Genomic DNA, 22278 nt, shown 5'->3' with positions numbered 1-22278 from the left:
GAGGTTGTGAAAAAATTCGTTCATGGTTCGACAAGCTCACCACGAACGGGATAACATCGATGGAAGTTCGAGGACTTAGCCGTTCGTCCTGAGCCCGTCGAAGGGCGATCGGCGATTTTTTCACAAGCTCTGAGTGCTGAGTAAGGGGAGGGGAACTCGCTCGCTCAGGACTCAGCACTTGAACTGTGATGGCGGAAGAACTCAAGCGCCAGATTTTGGACTACATGGAGAGTCACAATACCATGACGCTCGGCACTTGCCGCGACGATGTCCCGTGGGCGGCGACAGTGTTTTACGCCAGCGAGGACTTGCGGCTCTATTTTTTTTCCGCTCCCGACTCCAGGCACTGTCAGAACCTCGCGGTCAACGGGAGAGTCGCGGTTACGATCCAGGAGGATTATCGCGATTGGCGGAAGATCAAGGGCATTCAGCTCGAGGGCAGGGTCGCCGCGGTGGACTCTCTCATCGAAAAGGGCAAGGCGATGGCGGCCTACGCCCGCAAGTATCCCGACGTCATGAAAATATTCGGCAATCCGGCGAGCGGCGCCCTGTACCAGGCATTTCTCAAAGTCAGGTTTTATTGCGTCGCGCCCGAGAAGGTTTTTTTTATCGACAACGAGCAGGGATTCGGCAAGCGGCGGGAGCTTGTCGTTGCGGAGTAGTGTCAACGCGGTCGAGGGCTCAAGCGTCTAACTAAGAGGAGAGAATGTCGCAAATTCTGGGCACGAAACTGACCGAAGAGCTGTTCCACCGCCTCAAGGGCGACGCGATGGCGTCGAAGACGGACAAGGCGATCGTCGTCGTAACCGTCGATGACGCGGGCTGGGCCCATCCTGCGATGCTTTCCTATTACGAAGTCGTGGCCAAGGACCGCGCCACGATCGATCTGGCGATCGGCAAGACCAGCACCACGGCGAAGAATCTCAGGCGGACTGGAAAGATCACGCTTTTGATCACCGACACCGACATGAATTATTACGTCAAAGGCAACGCACGCGAGCTGAGAGAGTCGATGGAAGACGTGCCGTTCATGTCGCTGTTTCGCATGGGGGTGCAGCACCTTTTGGAAGACCTGGAGCCGGATTCCGTCATCACGAGCGGCGTCACGTTCCAGCGTCCGGAAAAAAAAGAAGTCGGGGAAATCGTGGAAAGGATATTTCACGGGGTACGGAAAGAGCCGTGAAGCTTAAACGAAATCTATTGACCGTCGGGGCCGTTGTCGTCGTTGGCGTTATGGGATTCGGTTTTTGGAGTCTCAGGGACGGCGCCAGAGAAACGCCTTTTGTGACCGCGGCGGTTCAAAACGGCGCCATCACCCAGGTGGTTTCGGCGACGGGCACGCTGCAGGCGGTGGTCACGGTGCAGGTGGGAAGCCAGGTCTCCGGAACCATCGAGAAGCTTAATGCGGATTTCAACAGCAAGGTCAAGCAGGGCCAGGTGATCGCCCAGCTCAATCAGGACAAGTTCAAAGCGTCGGTGGATCAAGGCAAGGCGAATCTCCTTGCCGGTCAGGCCAATCTCGCAAAAGGCAAAGTCGGCGTCGACGACACCCGTCGGACTCTGGAGCGCGTACGGGAACTCAGGAAGCGCGACCTCGTCGCGCAGAGTGATCTGGACGCGGCCCAAGCCGCCTACGATGCCGCCGTGGCCCAATACGAAGTCAACAAGGCGCAAGTCGCGCAAGCCCAGGCGTCGTTGAACCAGACCACGGTCGATCTCAACAACACGACGATCCGCTCGCCGGTGGACGGCACCGTCATCTCGCGCACCGTCGACGTCGGACAGACCGTCGCCGCATCGCTGCAAGCGCCGATCCTATTCACCATCGCCAACGATCTATCGAAGATGCAGGTTCATACCAGCGTCGATGAGGCCGACGTGGGAAGCATTTGGACCGGACAAACGGTGACCTTCACGGTCGACGCCTATCCGGCGCGACGCTTCAAAGGCAAAGTTTCCCAGGTCCGCAACGCGCCGACGACCGTCCAAAACGTCGTCACTTACAATGCGGTCGTCGAGATCGACAACAGCGAGTTGCTCTTGAAGCCCGGGATGACGACCAACGTGGAGTTTTTGATCAGCCGAAAAACCGACGTCCTCAAGATTCCGAACATGGCGATCCGCTTTCGCCCGCCGTGGGAAAAACAAGAGGCCCAAGAGCTGATTCGCCAGGCGAGCCGCAGCGGCGGGGGAGGCGGCGCAGGCCGCCGGCGCTCGCGGGCGTCGCAAGCCGATCCGGAGCGCAAGGACGGACGGTTGGTCAAGGTTTACGTTTTAAGAAATTACGAGCCTGTCCCGGTCGAGGTGCGCGTGGGGATTACCGACGGCTCTTACACCGAGTTGATCGAAGGAGAAGTCGCCGAGAAAGATCAGGTCATTTTAAGCGTCACGGAAAGCCCAAAAGCGGATGGTTCGTCCGGTCCTGCCAATCCTTTCCAGCCGCAGCAGACGAGAGGTCTAGGGTGGTTCAGGTAGAACATCTCATCTCCATCAGGAACGTCGAGAAAATCTATAAAATGGGGGACATCGAGGTCCCCGCGCTGCGCGGCATCAACCTCCAGATCGACCGCGGCGAGTTCACTGCGGTCATGGGGGCGTCGGGCTCGGGCAAATCCACCTTCATGAATATTTTGGGTTGCCTGGACCGCCCGACGAGCGGGAGTTACCTTTTGGAAGGTCATGAGGTGGGATCGCTCTCGCCCGACGAGTGGGCCTACATCCGCAATCACAAGATCGGGTTTGTCTTCCAGGGCTTCAATCTTCTTACGCGCACAACGGCGCTCGAGAACGTCGAATTGCCGATGATGTACAACGGGCTTCACGGCAAGGAAAGGCGCCAGCGCGCGCTGGAGGTGCTCTCTTTGGTCGGGTTGGAGCAAAGGCTCGACCACATGCCGAGCCAGCTCTCCGGCGGCCAGCAACAGCGCGTCGCGATCGCGCGCTCGCTGGTGAACCGTCCAGCGCTGATTCTGGCCGACGAGCCTACGGGCAATCTGGATTCAAGGACCAGCGCCGATATCATGGAGCTGTTTCAACGTCTGAACGCCAACGAGGGCCTCACGATCGTTCTGGTAACGCACGAGGCGGATATCGCCGCTTATTCCCAAAGACAGATCCATTTCCGCGACGGCTTGGTCACGTCGGACGAGAGAAGCGAGAATGAAGAGTGAGGCGTGAGCGAAAAATTAAGGCCGCGATGCGAATTTGAGATTTGTAATTTGAGATCTGCCATGCGCCGGAGGCGCCGATGTGGCTGATGACTTTAAGAATCGCTCTCAGAGCGCTCAGGCGAAACAAGCTGCGCTCGTTTCTCACGATGCTTGGCATCATCATCGGCGTCGGCGCGGTGATCGCCATGGTGGCGATCGGCGAAGGGGCCAAGGCGTTGGTGCGCGCGCAGATCGCGAGCCTCGGCACCAACGTTATCGTGATTGTTCCCGGCTCCAGCGTTCCCGGCGGCGTGAGAACCGGTTTTGGCGGGGTTCGCACCCTGGTGGACGGCGATGCCCGGGCGATCACCGAAGAAGTTCCCGCGGTCTCCTTTGCTTCCCCTTCGGTCAGGGGCACGCAGCAGGTGATCGCGGGCAACCAGAACTGGGCGACCTTGATTCAGGGGGTGTCGCCGGAGTTTCAGCACATCCGCGAGTGGCAAGTCGAAGACGGCCGCTTCATCACCGACGGGGACGTGGACAGCAGCGCTAAAGTGGCGGTTCTCGGCCAGACCGTGGCCGATACTCTCTTCGGCAACGAAGATCCGCTCGACGCCGTGATACGGGTGAGGAACATCCCCTTCCGGGTCGTGGGCATATTGCAAGCCAAAGGACAAACCGGCCAAGGCGTGGATCAAGACGATACGATCATGATCCCTTACACCACGATGCAAAAGCGGATCTTCAGGATGACCTGGGTGCACAGCATCCACGTAGCGGTCGTGAGCGCGGCGCGCATGCAGGAAGCGGAGCAACAGATCACCGCGCTCTTGCGCCAGCGCCACAGGATTCAAGCCGACCAGGAAGACGATTTCACCATCCGCAATCTCTCCGACATCGCCGCGGCCTCGTCCAGCACGACGCAGGTCATGGCCATTCTTCTCGGCACGATCGCCTCGATCTCTCTGCTTGTCGGCGGTATCGGCATCATGAACATCATGCTGGTGTCCGTTACGGAGCGGACGCGCGAGATCGGGATTCGCATGGCGGTCGGCGCGCGCAGCCGCGACATCATGCTTCAGTTCATCGTCGAGGCCGTGGTCATGGCGGCGCTCGGCGGCGCGCTCGGGATTCTCGTCGGCATCGGCAGCTCGAACATGATCCATCGGTTCATGGAATGGCCGATCCTGATCCGTCCCGACATCGTCGCCTTCGCGCTGCTCGTGTCCGGAGGAGTGGGAATCTTCTTCGGTTTCTATCCGGCGCAGAAGGCGGCTCGGCTAGATCCCATCGAAGCGCTCCGCTACGAGTAGCAGGGCGGCCATAAAGAGCCACTTGCCATCGGCCCCGCCGCGAGTCTCTCTCCGGGCCGATGCGATACGGCTGTGTTACGCGGCACGAGATTTCTAAGCGAACTTTTGAAGTACGCCTTATCTTCCTCGTCCCACGCATCGGCCCTTCAAGAGACCCCCGGCGGGGCGGTTACGCCGCGAATTTCGGCAAAGAAAAAACGGCAAGCTGGACTGACTTGAACGCTCCCTCTTTTTCCAACTCTGTTAGCCCGCGCAGATCGACGAAGTCTTCGCGAACTTCAACGTCTTGGCCTTGGGCTCTCTCTCCGACAGCTCTTCCAAAACCATTGGAACGACTTGCGTGCTTCGTGTCGATGGTTTGTTGCAAAACGATCGCAAGCTCTATAAGGTCTGCTGCACTCCAGTGCAGATGAGCCTATTGCCTAAAAGACGATCCATCAGACACTCGGGGGGTGTCGACCCCGTTAGAGCGGTGGCTCGTGCGGCCCTCATCGGTTTGTTGTTTTTCTTCTCGATCTCTGGGAAAAGCTTCGCTCTCGATGACTTCATCATGGGCATCTCCACCAAACATATCAGCGTCGCTTATCTGTTCATGGGGAAGGAGCGGGGTTTTTTTTCCGAGGAAGGCATCGAGCTGAAGCTCGTTGTGATGCCGGCCTATCTGGCGCCGACGGCGCTGATCGGCAAGCAGATAGACGGCATGGAGTTCGGCTCTACGGGGATTACTCTGCGCGCCAACGGCGGGCCCGTGGTCAAAATTTTCTCCCAGAGCCAAAAGCCCGGATGGTTTCTGATGTCTAATCCCGCGATCACCGAGCTTTCCCAGCTTTCCGGAAAGGCGATCACCGTGGGGACTTTGGGGTCGGGCTCTCATCTCGCCACGGTGGAAATCCTGAGAAAGGCCGGCGTCAATCCGGACACGGTCGTCTTCATGGGGGGACGCGGCGGCTCCGATGTCAGGATCCAGATGCTCGCGAGCGGCACGGTGCAAGCGGCCAATCTGGTTCCGCCCTATAATTTCATGGCCGAGAAGATGGGCCTCCGGCAGATGCTCTTCTATGGCGATCACTTCGACCTGGCGCAGTTCGGGCTCGTCGTCCACGAGTCCGCGCTGGAAACGAGGAGGCCTTTTTTAAAAAGGGTCCTCCGCGCTTTCTTGAAAAGCCACCGCTACGCCCTGGAGCGCAAGGAGGAGACGATGCGATGGGTCGTCGATAATTTGAAAATCGAAAAGAACGACGCGGCCAAGACCGTGGATGTGCTGCTGAAATCGGCCGCGCCGACCGGCGTCGCCACCGACGGCGCGGTCCAGAACGCCCTCGATCCCGCGGCGAAAGGCGTCGCGACGAAGAAAGCCAACTTGGTGGATTACACGCTGCTCCGGGAGGTCCACCAGGAGCTGGGCATCCGATAACGGCGCAGCTTAGAAAAACAGCCGGGAGAATGGAATGAAATTAAAGTTCGGACTCATCAGCGCGGATTCTCACGCGCAGCTCGATCGCGACGCGTTCACGAGTCGCATGTCCAAAGCGAAGTGGGGAGATCGGATTCCCCAGGTGGTCGAGGTCAAAGACGATCGATCAGTAAATCCGGTCGAACGCTGGATGGTCCATGGAAAGATCAGGGGCAACTATGTTGCCAACTGCCCGGCGGTGATGGAGCGCGGCGAGACCAAGTGCTACCCGCAGCGCTGGGAGGAGGTCCCGCCCAAAGTCTTCGATCCTTTAGAGCGGCTGAAGGCGCTGGACGAAGACGGCGTAGACGGCGAAGTGCTCTTTCCCAATCCGCCGGTGCAAAATTTCAGCTTCCTTCAAGGCGACGGCGCCTTCGAGCTTGCCTGCGTGCGGGCGTACAACGACGCCCTGGCCGAATGGCGCGCGGCGAGCGACCGCTACGTCCCGCTGGCGCTGGTCCCTTATTTAAGCGGCGTTGAAACGGCCCTTGCAGAGGTCGAACGGGCGGTAAAAAAAGGCCACGGCGGCATCGCTCTGCTTTCCGAGCCCAGCGCGTTGGCCAAAGGAACGTATCATTTCAACGATCCCGCCTGGTACCCCCTGTGGGGCCTTTGCGAGGCGCTGGGTATTCCCATTCACATCCATGAGTCGGGCGGGCTGGCGACAAAAATATCCTTTCCACGCTGGTCGGGCTACAGTCACAACCAATTTCATTCCATGCTCACCGTGCCGACCGGCGCGTTTCCCGCCGAATCGATCCCGAACCTCATCTTCTCCGGAATTCTGGACCGGTTTCCCCGGCTCAAATGGGTGTCCGCGGAGACCGGCGTCGGATGGGTGAATTACGTCATGGAAGGATGCGATCACGAGTGGGAGCGGCGCCGTCTATGGACGGAAGGGATTCTGACCCGGCCGAGCGAGCTGTTTAAACGGCAGATCTACGTCAATTTCTGGTTCGAGAAGCTGGGCGCGGAAGAGCGCCACCGGATCAGCATGGACAACATCATGTGGGAATCGGACTACCCGCATACCGCGTCCACGTATCCCCGGTCTTGGAAGTTTGTCGAAGAGACGTTGAAAGGAGTCTCGGAGGATCTGCGGAGGAGATTATTGTGCGAGAACGCCATCCGCCTCTACCGCTTCGCTTAAAAATGTCATGACACGGCAGGATTTCCGCGATCAAGTTATCAGCGTCGATGACCATGTCCAGGAGCCGCCTGAATTGTGGACGCGACGGTTATCGAAGAGCAAATGGGGAGACCGCGTCCCGCACGTCGAGCAACAAGCCGACGGCACGGAACGCTGGATCGTAGACGGCCGGAAGTTGGCGCTGGAAGGCGTCGCGCTGGCCGGCGCCCTCATGGCGGACCGCTCCGATGAGCCGCAGCGCTGGTCAGAGGTGCCGCGGATGGCCTATGTGCCGGCGGAGCGTTTAAAGGCGCTCGACGCCGGCGGCATCGATTGCTCGGTTTTATATCCGACAGTCGCAGGCGTGGCGGGCGAGGTCTTCGGCCGCATCCGCGACCCGCAGCTGGAACTCGCCTGCATTCAGGCTTACAACGACTGGCTGATCGAAGAGTGGGCGGGCGCTAGCCCGCGCTTCATTCCTCAATGCATCGTGCCGCTCTTCCCCGCCGAATCGGCGGTTCAGGAGATCAAGCGCGCGGTCGCGAAAGGTCACCGAGGCGTCATCTATCCAGGTATTCCCATGGAGTTGCGCGACGTGCCGCACATCAATGAGCCCGACTATGATCCTGTGTGGGCGACGTGCCAGGATCTGGACGTCCCCATTTGTTTCCATGCGGGGTCGTCGGCGCAAATCCAGTTGCAACCCTATGACGGCTACTCTCCCAAGCTGAAGAAGGCGGTGGAGGCCATGACCGGGCCGGCCAGCAGCATCTTCGTCGTTGTCAACCTGCTGCTCTCGCGCATCCTCTTTCGGTTTCCCAAGCTCAAGGTGGTGTTCAGCGAAAGTGCGCTGGGCTGGGGAAGTTACCTTTTGCAATACGCCGATTTTCAGTTTGAGAACGACCGCATTTACCTGGAAGGCTACGCTTTGAAGCCCTCGGAGCTCTTCAGACGACAGTGCTATCTTACGACTTGGTACGATCGGGCCAGCTTGCAAAACTCCGGGCTCGTCGGCGCCGAGAACATCCTTTGGTCGACGAACTTCCCCCTGGCCACTTCCACCTGGCCGAACAGCCGGGATGCCATCGCGCTTTGCTTCGAAGGGCTTGCGGGCGATGCGCGGCGGAAAATTTTACGCGACAACGCAGCCGAACTCTACAAGATCGACAAGAAAATGGCATGAAAACAATTCGCTCCGCGATTCTGCCGCTGGTGATCCTCGGTCTGGCGTGCTTCTCAGGTCTCCATGCAGGGGAAGCGAGGCAAGACGAATGGGAAAAAACGCTCGCGGCCGCAAAGCAAGAGGGGCAGTTGACCATCTACGGCCAATCGGGCGACGAGAGAATCTACGTCGAGGCGTTTCAAAAAGCTTTCCCGTTCGTCCGCGTGGCCTACACCAGCGGCCGCTTGAGCGAGCTGGTCTCGCGCATCATGACCGAGAGACGGGCGGGCAAGTATCTGGCGGACCTCGCGATCGGCGGGACCACTATTCCGCTGGAGACCTTGAAGCCCGCGGGCGTGCTCGAGCCGATCCGCCCGCTCTTGATTCTTCCCGAGGTCTTGGACGGCGCCGCGTGGTTTCAGAAGAAGCTGTGGTTCGCCGATTCCGAAGGCAAGTACGTGGTGATCTGGCGCGGCAGCGTCGTGCCGCTTTTTTCCATCAATACCAAGCTGGCGAGCGCCGGAGAGTTTAAAGCCTACGCGGATCTTCTCAATCCGAAGTGGAAAGGAAAAATCGTCGCCCTCGATCCGCGCCGGCCGGGCAATGCCGCGAACCTGACCGTTTTTCTCTACGCCACGCCGGGCCTCGGACGCAATTTTCTCAAGCGGCTCTTCGGCGATATGGACGTCGTTTTTTCCAACGATCGGTACCAGATCGTCGATTGGCTGGCGCGCGGCAAATTCGCCGTCAACCTCTTTTCGCCGGTCAGTAAAGAGGACATGAAGGCCGGACTGCCCCTCGCGGACGTGAAAGTGGACGGTCCCGCGCCTCTCGGCGCGGGCGCCGCCTCCGCGGCGCTGCTCAACCGGGCGCCGCACCCCAACGCCGCGCGCCTTTTTTTGAACTGGCTCCTCTCTCGCGAAGGGCAGATCGCCTACCAGAAGGCGAGCGAGAACAACTCGCTCCGCGCCGACATCCCCAAAAAAGGGATCGTCGAGCCGGACGAGGTGCCGGAAGACGGGCGCGAATATTTTTTCTATTCGCTCGAGGAGAACGACAAGAAGCAGCAGGACAAAGAGTTCAGGCAGTTTTTGAACGAGATCATCCCGCGGAACTGAGGGGGCGGAACCGGTTCGCCCTTCGACACGCTCAGGGCGAACGTTTTAACGTGAGAAGCGTTGATCATTTTCCGTTCATGCTGAGCCCGTCGAAGCATGGAAATCGGCTACTAGACAGCCTGCCGGCTATTTGAAGGCACCTTCTTTTTCCAATTCTTTAAGCGCGCGCAGATCGACGAAGTCTTCGAACTTCATAGTCCTGGCCTTGGGCTCCCTCTCCGACAGCTCTTCCAAAACCATTTGAATGGCCGCGACCGTGGGGAAGGGCCGGACTTCGAGAACTTTGGCGGCGCGCGCCGACGCGTATTCGAGGGTCTCGGGGTCGTTGGTTTTCATGGCCGCCTGAATGGTGGCTTTGGCGACGTTGCGGTCGGTCTTAAATACGCGAATGCCTTCGGAGACGCTCTTGATAAGCGCCTTGGCGAGCTTCGGGTTGCGCTCGATGACCGGGCTCATCATATGGAGGCTGAGGAAGGGGTATTCCACCTTCGTGTCGGCGAGATCGACCAGAATATTGAACCCCTGTTTTTTGGCGAGAGGAACGAAATCGGCCGCCATGATCGTCGCGTCGACGCTTCCGGCCATGATCGCGGCCATGCGGGACGAAGAGTTTCCGACCTGCAGCACGGCGACATCTTTCTGCGGGTCGAGCCCCGCCTCCTTGACGACAAGGTTCGTCATGAAGTGCGATCCCGAGCCGAAGCGGCTCACGGCGACTTTCTTTCCCTTGAGCTGCTTCAAAGAGGTAATCGACGGGTGGCCGAGAAAAACGTGGTTGAAGTGGTTGGCGACCGTGGCGACGATGCGTTGATCGAAGCCCCTGAGCTTGGCCGCGATGGCCTCCGAGCCCTGCGAAAAAGCCACGTCGAAAGTGCCGGCGATCAGCGCCTGGCTCAAGATCGTGCCGCTGCCGACGTAGACGATTTCCGGCTCCAGGCCGTTTTTGCGGAAGATTCCCTGCTTGCGCGGCAGCTCCATGACGTACTGGCTGATGCCGGTGCCGCTGTAGCCGACGTTGAGCTTCTCCAACTGCTGGGCCTCGACCGAATGAAACGGCGCGAACCCCAGAGCCGCCAACACGATCCGACCTATCACGATTCTAATCCGCTTCATGACACCTCCCCGAAAGTGAGTTGAGTGGAACGGAGCTTAGGCAAATGGGTCTGGGTTGTCAAATTGAGTAAGCTCGGATTCGTAATACTTGCTATTGTAGTCTATCTGTTTCACTATAATCCGTAAGGCAGAAGTGGAGATGTCTTGATGCGATGAAAATGGCTAGATAATATGCGATCGATTTACACCCGGCGACAATTACCAAAGTCATCTCATGTCGGCCAGCGTCTGTTTCTCTCTGATAGGTTTCAAAGAATAAAGGTTGCGTTGGTACGGAGATTTATCTTGACTTTAGGATGTCGATCCGGCAGGAAGATGAAGCGGCATGGCTAGGAAGAGTTCCAAAAGACAACCTCCAACAATCGGTCAGCGGTTCACATCGCTGGAACGGCTTGTTCGAACCGGGTTTCGAAAGACAGAGTCCAGATTTAGGCTCGTCCACGTCGAGTTTCGTACTCTCCGAAAAGAGATGAACGAGAGATTCGCCGCGGTCGATGATCGCATTGATCGACTGGCCAGTCATGTGGATGGATTCATGAAATTGCACGAGACCCTGGATATCGAGATGACAGTTATGAAGGAACAGATGAACCGATTTGAGGAACGGCTGAAGCGTTTAGAAGCGGCTCAGGCGAGTTAACCTGCAAGGAATCAGAATTTTTTCCTTATTTCCTTGAACCCTTAAACCAACTCGAAATCTATCTCGCTCCTAAACGAATTGACACGCGCGACGCGGACGCGGACGGGGGCGCCCAGACGGAACTTGCGGCCGTGGCGGCGGCCTTTGATGAGATACTCCTTCTCGTAGTACTGGTACACGTCGTCTTTGAGCGAGGATAGCTTCACGAGCCCTTCGACGAAGTAATTCTCCAGCTCGACGAAGAATCCGAAGTTGGCCAGGCTCACGATGAAGCCGTTAAATTCCTGGCCGATCTTGTCCATCATGAATTGCGCCTTCTTGAGATCGACCATCTCGCGCTCGGCGTCCATGGCGATTCTCTCGCGCTCGGAGGTGTGCTTGCCGGCCTCGTCGAGATAGCGGTCGAGCTCTTCCCGGTCCTTTGGCTTGAGCTTCTTGTCAAGCAAAACGTCTTCTAACGCCCGGTGGACGATCAAATCGGGATAGCGGCGGATCGGGGAAGTGAAATGCGTGTAGCAGGTCGAGGCCAGGCCGAAGTGTCCGATGTTCTCCGGAGCGTAGTGCGCCTGCTTCATCGCGCGGAGCAATACCCGGTTGATAACCCTCTCCTCGGGCTTGCCGCGGCATGATTCGAGCATCTTTTGCAGTTCCTTGGGCGTGATCCGCTCTTTCTTAAGCGGCAGGCGATAGCCGAGACTGAGGAGAAAAGGCGCCATTTCTTCCATCGCCTCCCGCTCCGGTCCCTCATGAACGCGGTAGAGCAGCGGATGATCCTTTTCTTTCAGATGCCGCGCCACCGCCTCGTTGGCGGCGATCATGAACTCTTCGATGATCCGATGCGCGATGTTGCGCTCGGCGCGAACGATGTTCTCCGGCGCGCCTTGCAGATCGAGGATGATTTCCGCCTCCGGCAGATCGAAATCCAGGCTGCCTCTTGCCCTTCGTTTCTCCCCCAAGACGAGCGCCAGCTTTTCCATGAGCTTGAATGAATCGACGAGATGGCGGTACCGTTCCATGCAGTCCGGGTCGTTGTCCACCAGAATGCGGCGCACCTCAGTATAGGTCATGCGTGCCTGGCTGCGAATCACCGAGTTGAAGAAGCGGCTCTTTAGCACCTCGCCGCGCTCGTCGATCTCGATCAGCGCGGTTTTGGTCAAGCGGTCTTCCCGCGGATTCAAGCTGCAGATGCCGTTGGAAAGCTCTTCGGGCAGCATGGAGAGCGCGCGATCGGGAAAATAGACGCTGGTGGCGCGCTCGTAAGCTTCTTGATCGAGCGCGGTGCCGGGCTTGACGTAATAAGCCACGTCGGCGATCGAGACGTAGAGCCGATAGAGGCCGTCTTTTTTCTCCACGGTCACGGCGTCGTCGAAGTCGCGCGCGCTCTCGCCGTCGATCGTGACAATGGAACGCGCGCGCAAATCCACGCGCGCCCCGCCCTCCGCCGCACTGATTGATTGCGAGCAGCTTTCCGCCTCGCGCTTCGCCTCCGGCGAAAAAGCGGCCGCCAGGCCGTATCTGAAAATGATCGAGCGCGCCTGAATCTCCGGATCGTCGGCTGCGCCGAGAGTCTCGAGAAGTTTCGCCTCGGTAGAAGAATATCCGGTTCCGTAGCGCGATATCTCGGCGGCGACAACCGTTCCTTTTTCCGGCTTTGGGCCGGCGCGACCGAGCGGGATGGCGGGCGCGATGCGCGGGTCCATCGGAATAATGTAACCTCTGCCGTCGCGCTCCTCGTAGGTTCCGATGAGCCGCTTCTGGCCGCGTTCGAGGATCTCGACGACGTGGGCGTCGACGCCGGTTCGTTTGCGATCCACTCTGATCATGACGCGATCGCCGTGCATGACGCGGCGCATCTCGCGCCGGCTCAAATAAAGATCTTCCTTGTCGCGGTCGTCGGGTATCAGAAAGCCGTATCCGTCCGGATGGGCGTGGACCCTGCCAGTCGCGCAGTTTTGCCCGTCCGGCAGCGCGTAATGATTTTTTTTCAGCCGGACGATCTTGCCTTCCCTGGCGAGATTTCTGAGGCCGCCGACGACCTCGTTCAGGTCGTCGCGCGCGGCGCCGATGCCCTTTAAGACTTCCGCGGGCGTCAGGCGTTGGCGCGGCCTGGAGAAAAAAAACTTGAGGACTCTCTGCTCGATGGATGACGCCGAGGATGCCATTACTCAGAAGGAGATTCGGTCGCGAGCTCTTTCATCAACCAGTCGTCGCCTACGTCCGCGGGCCGCGGAATCTCGGTCAATTCGATCTCACTGCGAAGCGAGTCCATAAGAGAGCGGCCGACGGCGAGGAAGTCTTCGACGATCAGGACGACGATGATCGCTTTCTTGCGATCGATGGTGCGGATCAAGCCGATGACCTCGTACGATTCGAGGATGAACTTGACGTAGGCAATGTCTTCCGGGCGGAGCTCGAAGTAAATTTCGTGCAGGTTCATTTTATGAAGAACTATTCCAAACCCTTCTGGCTGCGCTCCCGGCGGCTTGTCTTCCTCGGCGGCTTTTCGCCTTCCTCAGGCGCCCGGTCGGCGCCTTTCGTGGCAAAGCCCTTCTGCATCTGCTGCGCCAGCTTTTGCAGATCGGGCTTGGCCTGGATGCGCGGCAGCTTGCCCTCGACGCGGAACGGCACCACGAGCCTGCCTCTGCGATCCGTCAGGTAGCGGGCGTTTCTGTATTCCTGAACGAGCTCCTGCGTGAATTGCGGCGACATCACCAAGGTGGCGTCCCATTTCATGGTCTCATCCAGGCCGATCGAGCCGTCGGCCATGATGTTGTAGTCGGCCGTCGCGAGGAGCAGGTCCTTGCTGAAAATCCTCCCTTGTTTGACCGTGAAGGTCGCGGTCAGAGACTCAAACGGCGTGTCTTTATTTTGTGCGAGCGCCGCGAATCGGGCGGGAACCCGCAGCTTGGCGATCCCGGGGAGTCCGGAGACGTTGGCGAAGACGAGCTGCATCAGGTTGAAATCTTTCAGCGCTCCGTTGCGGAGCTGGGTCTCGCCTTGACCGGCCAGGCTCTTCGGCAACGCGTCGAGGGTCTTGCTTTCGGCTCTGAGCCGCGCTTTGAAGTTGAGCTGGCCATCGATGCGCTCCTTGAAGCGGGGAAACTTCTGCGCGAGCAGGGCCTTGAAATCGACCGATTCGAAACTGGGCTCGAGCGCCAGCTTGAAAGAATCCTGAGCCTCCGTTTCCCACGCTCCGTTGGCGCGGAAATTTCCGTTCAGCGCCTGGAAGGAAAAATTTTTGAAGGTCACGGCTCCGGGGCTCCACGCGGCCTCGCCGCGCAGGTTGCGGTACGCCACTTTTTGCAGCGTCCCTTCGGCGGAGGAGAGTTGGCCGCGGACGAGAATTTTTCCGTCATTCAGCAGAAGCTCCCCGCTGCCCGCGAGCGACTTCATCTCGTCCGCCTTGTAGGCTTCTGCGGGCGTCAGATCGCCGAGGTTCAGTTTGGCGGAGCGAAGCGAATAGCGAAACGTGGGCTGGAAAAGGTCGGCGACCGCGCCTTCGACGGCGATATCGGAAGAGCCGGAGCGGAGAACGAGGCGCTCCACGCGCGCCTCTCTGCCGTGGAAGGCGATCCGCGCGGTTGCCTGCTCGATGCCGCGGCCGCTCCTTTTTTCCTTCGCCTGAACGTTGTCAAGGACAACGGCGCCGCTCATTTCGACCCCTTCTTGGGCGAGATTTTTTTTAATCGAAAGGTCCCAGCGGAGCTTTCCCGCCGTGTTGTAACGGGAAAGGGGCACCAGCAGCTTGTCCCAGCCGGCGAGGTCCATCCCGTCGCTCGTGAGCCTGAGCGTCAGCGACCGCTCCGGCAGCTCGTCGAGGGCGCCGGAGAATCTCATTTTCGACTGATAAATCTCGACCGAGGATTCGTGGACAACGAGCCGCTCTTTCCGGCGCTCGAGATTGAGCTCGAGCACGGCGGGAATTCCCTTGGCCTTCTTGAGCCAATTTCCGTACACGATCTCGCTTCGTCCCGCCTTGACCGTGGCGCGAATTTTCAAATCGTCCAGACGGCCCCGCATGTCGCCGGACACTCCGACAGGCCCTTCGAACATCAGCGCGGCCGGAAGGGCCTGGCGGAAAAAGGGAATGGCTCTCAATGGGTCGAGAGGCAGCGGATCGATGATTATTTTTGTTTGCATCTCGCCTTCGCTCCAGGAGGCGGCGTGGGAAAAATCCAGCTCGCCTTGGACGGTCGTGTTGGTTTCGTTGGCGCCGAAAAGCGGCCCGGTCAAATGGAGGTCGGTCAAGCGGGGCCGCTCGAACGTGCCCCGCAGCCTGGTTCGAATCGCGACGGGGCCGGTTGCGTCCAGGTGGCGAATGAAGGGGATTCTCAAGGCGGGAACCGCGCGCGTCAACTGCGTCAACAGGAGCGAATCGCAGCCCAGCTTGAGGTCGAGAGGAATTTGCCTCCAGGGTAGCTCTCCCGTCCACGGTCCCAGTTTTCCGTCCACTCTGAGATTCTGGCCCTGGTGCTCGAACAGCGCGCCGGACATCTTCACTTTCGTCGTTTCGCCCTGAGCGATTCCCCCCGCGTCCAGATCTAATCTGCGCAGGCGAATCTCGATCGGCTCCCTGGAGGAGCGGTCGATGTAATCGACGCTGCCGTGGTTTACGCTGACGGCCGTGACCGAGAAGCTGGGCGCGCTGGAGCCCTTCTTTTCCCTGGCCTCGCCCGGCTCGCGGGGCTTTTTTTCGGGCGCCGTCACGCCGGCGATGTTGAGCGCGCCGGTTTCGTTCCTGATGATCTGGATCTCCGGCTCGTCGAGAATGAATTTGTCGATCTCGAATCTTCCGGCGAGCAGCGGCAGCCAGCGGAGCCGCATCCTGAGCTCTTTGGTTTGGATGAACGGCGTCGCGGCGAAGTGGGGATCTTCGGCGATCCTCAAATCCTTCGCCGATATTCCAGGACCGCGCCAAAAGCTGAGCTTGAGCTCGCCGAAGGCGACGGCGCGCCCGGACGATCTCTCGAGCTCTTCCTGGATCCGCCCGCGATTCTTTTCCACGATCGAATTCAGCGAAACGCCGAGAACCACCAGGAGGGAAGCCAGTAGCAGAAGGACGAGGGGAGCGAGCTTGCGACGCATGTTTTTTGCAGGCGCGGATGAGTCGAACGCGGGATCAGGAAACTCTCTCGACGATCGTCGCGATTCCCTGGCCGACGCCGATGCACATCGTCGCCAATCCGTAGCGGCTGCCGCGCCGCTTCATTTCATGAAGGAGAGTCGTCATGATGCGCGCGCCGCTGCAGCCGAGCGGGTGGCCGAGGGCGATGGCCCCGCCGTTGACGTTGACTTTGTCCATGTCGAAGCCCAGCTCACGAACGTCGGCGAGGACTTGGGAGGCGAAGGCTTCGTTGATCTCGACGAGATCGATCTGCTCGATCGTCAAGCCCGCGCGCTGGAGAACTTTCTCGGTGGCCGGCACCGGTCCCATGCCGAAATAAGCGGGATCGACGCCGGCGACGGCCGAGGCGACGATTCTCGCGAGCGGCCGGAGGCCGAGCGCCTTCGCCTTTTCCGGGCTGGCGACGAGAAGGGCCGCGGCGCCGTCGGAGATCGGCGAAGAGTTTCCCGCCGTGACGCTGCCGTTCTTCCGGAACAGCGGTTTCAACGCCGCCAATTTTTCCATCGAAGTATCGGTGCGGGGCCCTTCGTCCTTGCCGAGAAGGACGGCGCCGTCTTTTTTTTGCGGCGCCGCGGCCGGAATGATTTCGTCCTTGAACCGGCCGGTCTCGGCCGCGCGCACGGCGCGCCGGTGGCTTTCGAGCGCGCAGGCATCCTGGTCTTTGCGGCTGATGTTATATTTCTCGGCGATGTTCTCGGCGGACTCGCCGTTGCTGATCAGTGAATAGAGTTCTCCCATGCGCGGATTGGGAAAACGCCAGCCGACGGTGCTGTCGTAAACCGTGACGTTTCCCTGTTGGAAGGGAACCGCGCTCTTGAGCATCACCCACGGCGAGCGCGTCATACTCTCGACTCCCCCGGCGATGAAGAGGTCGCCGTGATCCATTTCAATCGCCCGGCCCGCCTGGTTGATCGCTTCGAGGCCGGAGCCGCAGAGACGGTTCACCGTGCAGCCGGGGACCGTCATCGGCAGGCCGGCGAGCAGCAGGGCGTTGCGCGCGACGTTGCGGGAATCTTCGCCCGCCTGGTTCGTGCAGCCGAAATAAACGTCCTCGACCTCGTCGCCCTTGATGCCGGTCCTTTGCACCAGCTTGTTGATGATGTGGGCCGCGAGATCGTCGGTGCGGATGTCTTTCAAGATTCCGCCGTGGCGGCCCATCGGCGTGCGCACAGCGTCAAGGATGAATGCTTGCTTCATAGTTTTGATTTCAGGTAGGGGCAGGCCCCTGTGCCTGCCCGGACGGGCAACCACGGGGGGTTGCCCCTACGCCTTGTATTCGTAAAAACCTCGGCCGCTCGATTCGCCCAGCCGGCCGGACAGAACCATTTTCACCAGCAGCGGCGACGGACGATAACGATCTTCGCCGGTCTCGCGCTGGAGCCCTTCCAATACCGCCAGCACGTCGTCCAGGCCGACCCGGTCGGCCCACTTGAGCGGGCCCGCGGGGTAATTCACGCCGAGCCGCATGGCCGTGTCGATCTCTTCGGCTTGGGCCACGCCCTCGTCAAGGCTGCGCGCGGCTTCGTTGATGATGAGGCTTAAGATCCGCGCAAAAATCAAACCGGGCGCGTCCTTGACTCGAGCCGGCTCTTTTCCGAGGGCGCGGAAAAAAGTTTCGGCTTGTTCGAGCGCCTGCGCTTGAGTCGCCAGCCCAGAAGTCAATTCTATCACCTTTTTTTCCTTAAGGGGATAGAAGGTGGCGAAGCCGACGACGCGCTCGGGCCGCGTCGCCCAGGAAGCGATTCGGGTCGTAGAAAAGCCCAGACACGAGGTCAGAATGATCGCGGAAGCGGATCCGTCGAGCTTTTGGATAATTGCTTTTTTCTTCGCCTCGTCTCCGGAGCAGGTCTCGATGACCAAAGCGGCCGAGACGGCCGCGGCATCGGCGTCAGGATAGATCTTGGCTTCGAACCCCTGGGCCCGGCACAGCTCGAGCATTTCATGCGCGAGCCGATTCTTTCCGACGACGATGACGCTATTTTTCGCCATAGGTATAGAAGCCCCGGCCGGTTTTCCGGCCGAGATTTCCCGACTGAACCAGCCGCTGCTGGGTAGGGCTGGGCCGGAATCTCGGGTCCTGGAAAAACGATTGATAGAGCGACTCCGTGGCGGCGAAATTGACGTCGTTGCCGATCAAGTCCATTAGCTCGAAGGGACCCATGGGAAATCCGCCCGCGTCTTTCATGACGCGGTCGATCGTCTCGACCGTGGCGCCGCCGTCGTCGAGGATGCGCAGAGCCTCGTTATAGAAGGGGCGGGCGATCCGGTTGACGATAAAGCCGGGCGTGTCCTTGGCGCGGACCGGAGTTTTTCCCATCTGGTAGATAATCTTGGTCGCCCGCTCCATGCTCTCGGCGCTCGTCCGGTCGCCCTGGATGACTTCCACCAGCGCCATGAGCGGCGGCGGATTGAAAAAGTGCGTGCCAAGCACGCGCTCGGGTTTCTGCGTCGCGCCGGCGATCGCGGTGACGGCGAAAGAAGAGGTGTTGGTCGCGAGCAGCGTCTCCGGCCCGCAGACCGCGTCGAGCTTGTTGAAGATTTCCCGCTTGAGCTCGAGTTTTTCCGGCGCCGCCTCGATGATCAGGCTGCATCCTGCGAAATCCTCAAGCTTGAGCGTAGAGGAAAGCCGGCCGATAATTTTGCCCTTTTCCTCCTCGGTGAGCTTGCCGCGCTCTTTGCTCCGCTCGAGAAAATTGTGGATTCTGCCGAGCCCCTTGTCGATGAACTCCTGCGAGACATCGTAAACCAGAGTCTCGAAGCCGGCCTGCGCTGCGACTTGCGCGATGCCCGCGCCCATGGTCCCGGCGCCGAGGACGCCGATCTTTGAAGGGTTAACACTCATAGTCGCATGCAATGCAAAATGCAAAGTGCAAATTGCAAAAGGCAAAATGAAGAAAGACCAACGGAAAGTGCTTCAAACTTTGCACTTTACATTTTGCAATTTTCATTTTGCACTGTGTTCGATTTTGCCCGGTCTACTTCCCCGTGAAGACCGGTGTCCGTTTTTCTAGGAACGCGCGCACACCTTCGTCGAAGTCGGCGCTCCTGCCCGCGAGTTCCTGAAGGTAAGCTTCATAATCGAGCTGCTGCGCGAGGTCGTGCAGCATGGCGCGGTTGACGGCGCGTTTGATGAGGCCGATGCTGCGCGGTCCGTGGGCGATTTTCTCCGCGATCTCGCGCGCTGCGGCCACGAGTTCTTTGGCAGGTACCACCTTCGCCACGAGTCCGATGCGGTGCGCCTCGCGCGCGTCCACGGGCTCGGCGAGAAGCAGCAGCTCCATCGCCTTGCTGAGGCCGACGAGGCGCGGCAGGATGATGCTGCCGCCGCAGTCCGGCGACAGGCCGACGCGGGCGAAGGCCTGGACAAAGGTCGCCTCTTCGGACGCGATGCGGAGATCGCAGGCGAGCGCCAGGTTGCAGCCGGCGCCGGCGGCGACGCCGTTCACCGCCGCGACCGATATTTTTTCCGTGCGCCTGAGGCGCAGGATGATCGGGTTGTATCTTTCCCGGAGCGATGCGCCGAGCGAGCCCTTTTTGTCCGGCGTGCGCCCTTTCAGGTCCTGTCCGGCGCAAAAGCCGCGTCCCTCCCCGGTCAACACAATGCAGCGGATCGTCTTGTCGTCGTCGGCGTCTTTCAGCGCTTGCCCCAGCTCGCCGTTCATCTGAATCGTAAACGCATTCATCGCCTGCGGCCGGTTGAGCGTGACGGTCGCGACGCCGTTTTGCTTTTCGTAGATGATGTTCTCGAAGCTCACCTCGGCGAATCTCTCCTCACTTTCCCTTGAACTCGGGCTTGCGTTTTTCCAGGAACGCCTTCATGCCTTCTCTTCGATCTTCGGAAGAAAATAAAAGATAGAAGGACTTTCTTTCGAACCCCAACCCTTCGTCGAGCGGCGTGTTGAGCGCCTTGTTGATCGACTCCTTCGCGAACTTGACGGCGAGCGGCGGCTTGGCGGCGATCTTCTCGGCCATCTCCTTCGCCTCTTCGAGCAGAAACTCGACCGGCACGACCTTGTTCACCAGACCGAGCCGAAGAGCTTCGGCCGCCTCGATGTATTCTCCGGTCAAGACCATTTCCATGGCGCGATATTTTCCCACGAGCCTTGTCAGTCGTTGCGTCCCGCCGCTGCCGGGAATAGTTCCCAAGTTGATCTCCGGCTGGCCGAAGCGCGCGGTTTCCGAGGCGATGATGATGTCGCAGGAGAGCGCCAGCTCGCAGCCGCCGCCGAGCGCGTAGCCGCTGACGGCCGCGATGACCGGCTTGGAGATCTTGTTGATACGGTCTCTGAAAGCGAGGCGGCCCTGCACGCGCTCGTCGAACGGCCCCGCGTCGGCCATCTCTTTGATGTCGGCGCCGGCGGCAAAAACTTTTTCGCCGCCGGTCACGATGATGACTCTGACTTCGGGGTCCTGGTCGGCGGCTTCCATCGCCAGCGCCAATTCCTTCACCAATCCGTAAGAAAGCGCGTTCAGTTGCTGCGGGCGGTTGAGCGTGACGGTCGCTATCGCGCCGTCTTTTTCGACCGCGATATTTTCATAGCTCATGGTATGGAAGCTATACACTAAAAGCGCAAATAGTTGAAGCGTTTCAGAGGTCGAAAAGCGTTTGACAGGGGAGACAGAGCGGTAGGAGAATAGCCGCCCGATAATAAGGAGCATATCGAATGCCGCGTAACGATCAACCCATTCGTCAGTGGTTTCTTTTAACCAAGCTTGAAGCCTCTCAAGGGGCTACGCTCCAGCAACTTGTCGATTCGCTGCCGGACGACTATCCGAAAAATCCGCGCACCGTCCGAAGAGACCTGGAAGCCTTAGAGGCCGTCGGCTTCCCGCTCGTGACGGATCGCGGCAACGGCACAACTCGCTGGAAACTTATGGAAGGCTTCCGTGCCATCCCCGCATTGGGTTTTTCGGCGACGGAGCTGATGGCTTTGATCTTTAGTCGCAATCTTCTAAAACCCTTAGAGGGCACCGAGATCCAAGCGTCCCTCTCCTCAGCGCTGAATAAAGCGGCGGCGGCGTTACCCCCGCAGGGGCACCAATATGTCCGTGAGATGGAGAAAGTGTTTTCCGTCGGCTTGGGTCCGCATAAGAGCTATCGCCGGCACCAAGAAACCATCGACCGTATCTCGCAGGCGGTCTCCCATGCCAAGACGGCACAGCTCCGCTATTACTCCGCTTCCCGCAACACGACAACACGCAGGGAAGTTGACCCTTACCGTCTGTGGTATGCGGCAGGTGGACTTTACCTGATCGCCCACTGCCATCTCCGCAAAGACGTGAGGATGTTCGCCGTCGAGCGGATTCGCTCCGTTACCTTGACCGATCATCCTTACCAGATGCCGCTGGGTTTTAACGTGGAGGAGTACGTTCAAGACGCGCTCATGGTCATGCGCGGCCGGCGGATCGAGGTGGAATTGTTGTTCTCCAAAGCTGCGGCTGCTTGGGTGAAGGACAAAGTCTGGCATCCGAGCCAGGAGATATCTCTCTTAAAGGATGGACGTTTGAAGATGACGTTGAAGGTCGCCGATACGACCGAGCTTGTCGGCTGGATCTTGAGCTTCGGCAGCCAAGTAAGAGTAGTCCGGACGGATGCGCTGAGGGGAAAAGTCAAAGAGGAGGCGGGAAAAGTTTTTAGATCGTGATCTGGGATGTCAAACTTGTATGTTACAACTCAGTCTCCCGTGGAGCCAACAAGAATGATGACTCTTAAACAATTCGCATCTAAGCCCGAAACCATCCCGGCCTCGACATCATGGTATCTGGCCGACCTCGGCGAAGCGCGCGGCAAGCAGGAACTTTTCACCAAGCAATCGCCTCAGCGGCTTAAGGTCTTGCGCGAGCATGCGCTGATTGAGAGCGCCGTCTCGTCCAACCGGATCGAAGGCGTCACCGTGGATCAGTCTCGCATAGCCACCGTTGTTTTCGGCAAGTCGCACTTACGGGATCGCGACGAGGAGGAAGTACGAGGTTACCGAGATGCGCTCAAGCTTATCCATGAGCAGGGCGCGAAGCTTCCCGTGAAAGAGGAAACCATAAAGAAGCTGCATCGGCTGACGCGCGGCGACATCTGGGA

21 protein-coding genes are annotated in these 22278 nt (G+C 59.4%); 12 read left to right on the top strand and 9 right to left on the bottom strand.

The window, feature by feature from the left end; genetic code table 11:
* The first annotated feature begins 188 nt into the window (after nucleotides 1-188).
* The 9 genes from VGL70_19565 to VGL70_19525 all read left to right on the top strand — a co-directional run bounded on the left by VGL70_19565 (nucleotide 189) and on the right by VGL70_19525 (nucleotide 9324).
* Nucleotides 189-662, top strand: coding sequence for a pyridoxamine 5'-phosphate oxidase family protein (locus VGL70_19565; GenBank protein HEY3305730.1), 474 nt, complete (start codon nucleotides 189-191; stop codon nucleotides 660-662).
* Between the two features lie 44 nt (nucleotides 663-706).
* Nucleotides 707-1183, top strand: a complete 477-nt coding sequence (locus VGL70_19560) for a pyridoxamine 5'-phosphate oxidase family protein (protein HEY3305729.1) — start codon at nucleotides 707-709, stop codon at nucleotides 1181-1183.
* Complete coding sequence (locus VGL70_19555) at nucleotides 1180-2475, top strand: efflux RND transporter periplasmic adaptor subunit (GenBank protein HEY3305728.1); 1296 nt, start codon at nucleotides 1180-1182, stop codon at nucleotides 2473-2475. Before VGL70_19560 ends, VGL70_19555 begins: the two co-directional genes overlap by 4 nt.
* Nucleotides 2476-2516: 41 nt before the next feature.
* Nucleotides 2517-3170, top strand: coding sequence for an ABC transporter ATP-binding protein (locus VGL70_19550; GenBank protein HEY3305727.1), 654 nt, complete (start codon nucleotides 2517-2519; stop codon nucleotides 3168-3170).
* Nucleotides 3171-3256: 86 nt separating this feature from the next.
* A complete protein-coding gene (locus VGL70_19545) occupies nucleotides 3257-4462 on the top strand; it encodes an ABC transporter permease (protein ID HEY3305726.1) in 1206 nt (401 codons plus the stop codon).
* Between the two features lie 472 nt (nucleotides 4463-4934).
* Nucleotides 4935-5876: an ABC transporter substrate-binding protein gene (locus tag VGL70_19540; GenBank protein HEY3305725.1), complete on the top strand. Its 942-nt coding sequence runs from the start codon at nucleotides 4935-4937 to the stop codon at nucleotides 5874-5876.
* Between the two features lie 34 nt (nucleotides 5877-5910).
* Entirely contained in the window at nucleotides 5911-7065 is a 1155-nt protein-coding gene (locus VGL70_19535) for an amidohydrolase family protein (GenBank protein HEY3305724.1), read from the top strand.
* A 7-nt stretch (nucleotides 7066-7072) separates the two neighbouring features.
* The gene (locus tag VGL70_19530) at nucleotides 7073-8227 is read left to right on the top strand and encodes an amidohydrolase family protein (GenBank protein ID HEY3305723.1); all 1155 of its coding nucleotides are present in this window, start codon (nucleotides 7073-7075) and stop codon (nucleotides 8225-8227) included.
* Nucleotides 8224-9324, top strand: coding sequence for an extracellular solute-binding protein (locus VGL70_19525; protein HEY3305722.1), 1101 nt, complete (start codon nucleotides 8224-8226; stop codon nucleotides 9322-9324). The genes VGL70_19530 and VGL70_19525 overlap by 4 nt, the downstream gene beginning before the upstream one ends.
* A 126-nt stretch (nucleotides 9325-9450) precedes the next feature.
* Here the strand turns inward: VGL70_19525 and VGL70_19520 are convergent, their stop codons facing one another.
* A complete protein-coding gene (locus VGL70_19520; GenBank protein HEY3305721.1) occupies nucleotides 9451-10437 on the bottom strand; it encodes an ABC transporter substrate-binding protein in 987 nt (328 codons plus the stop codon).
* A gap of 469 nt (nucleotides 10438-10906) precedes the next feature.
* On the opposite strand from VGL70_19520, the gene VGL70_19515 reads away from it, so the two are divergent.
* Nucleotides 10907-11077, top strand: coding sequence for a hypothetical protein (locus VGL70_19515; GenBank protein HEY3305720.1), 171 nt, complete (start codon nucleotides 10907-10909; stop codon nucleotides 11075-11077).
* Between the two features lie 41 nt (nucleotides 11078-11118).
* On the opposite strand, the gene rnr is transcribed toward VGL70_19515, so the two are convergent.
* From rnr to VGL70_19475, 8 genes are all read right to left on the bottom strand, one after another.
* The gene (rnr, locus tag VGL70_19510) at nucleotides 11119-13239 is read right to left on the bottom strand and encodes a ribonuclease R (GenBank protein ID HEY3305719.1); all 2121 of its coding nucleotides are present in this window, start codon (nucleotides 13237-13239) and stop codon (nucleotides 11119-11121) included.
* A complete protein-coding gene (locus VGL70_19505) occupies nucleotides 13239-13514 on the bottom strand; it encodes a DUF4911 domain-containing protein (protein HEY3305718.1) in 276 nt (91 codons plus the stop codon). Before VGL70_19505 ends, rnr begins: the two co-directional genes overlap by 1 nt.
* A gap of 11 nt (nucleotides 13515-13525) precedes the next feature.
* Nucleotides 13526-16162: an AsmA family protein gene (locus VGL70_19500; GenBank protein HEY3305717.1), complete on the bottom strand. Its 2637-nt coding sequence runs from the start codon at nucleotides 16160-16162 to the stop codon at nucleotides 13526-13528.
* 34 nt (nucleotides 16163-16196) lie between these two features.
* Nucleotides 16197-17399 carry a thiolase family protein gene (locus tag VGL70_19495; GenBank protein HEY3305716.1) on the bottom strand — a complete coding sequence of 401 codons (1203 nt, stop codon included), beginning with the start codon at nucleotides 17397-17399 and terminating at the stop codon, nucleotides 16197-16199.
* A 66-nt stretch (nucleotides 17400-17465) separates the two neighbouring features.
* The gene (locus VGL70_19490) at nucleotides 17466-18191 is read right to left on the bottom strand and encodes a 3-hydroxyacyl-CoA dehydrogenase family protein (protein HEY3305715.1); all 726 of its coding nucleotides are present in this window, start codon (nucleotides 18189-18191) and stop codon (nucleotides 17466-17468) included.
* Nucleotides 18178-19044 carry a 3-hydroxyacyl-CoA dehydrogenase NAD-binding domain-containing protein gene (locus VGL70_19485; GenBank protein HEY3305714.1) on the bottom strand — a complete coding sequence of 289 codons (867 nt, stop codon included), beginning with the start codon at nucleotides 19042-19044 and terminating at the stop codon, nucleotides 18178-18180. Before VGL70_19485 ends, VGL70_19490 begins: the two co-directional genes overlap by 14 nt.
* Nucleotides 19045-19177: 133 nt before the next feature.
* Nucleotides 19178-19957, bottom strand: coding sequence for an enoyl-CoA hydratase-related protein (locus tag VGL70_19480; GenBank protein ID HEY3305713.1), 780 nt, complete (start codon nucleotides 19955-19957; stop codon nucleotides 19178-19180).
* A gap of 16 nt (nucleotides 19958-19973) precedes the next feature.
* Nucleotides 19974-20747, bottom strand: a complete 774-nt coding sequence (locus tag VGL70_19475; protein ID HEY3305712.1) for an enoyl-CoA hydratase-related protein — start codon at nucleotides 20745-20747, stop codon at nucleotides 19974-19976.
* 119 nt (nucleotides 20748-20866) lie between these two features.
* Here VGL70_19475 and VGL70_19470 point away from each other — a divergent pair, with 119 nt between their 5' ends.
* Nucleotides 20867-21847: a WYL domain-containing transcriptional regulator gene (locus VGL70_19470; GenBank protein HEY3305711.1), complete on the top strand. Its 981-nt coding sequence runs from the start codon at nucleotides 20867-20869 to the stop codon at nucleotides 21845-21847.
* A gap of 54 nt (nucleotides 21848-21901) precedes the next feature.
* Nucleotides 21902-22278 (top strand): Fic family protein (locus tag VGL70_19465; GenBank protein ID HEY3305710.1); only part of this gene is annotated, 377 nt, incomplete at its 3' end.

This window comes from Candidatus Binatia bacterium (genome assembly GCA_036504975.1).
GTDB lineage: Bacteria > Desulfobacterota > Binatia > UBA9968 > UBA9968 > JAJPJQ01.
This window is presented reverse-complemented; position numbering and strand designations above follow the sequence as displayed.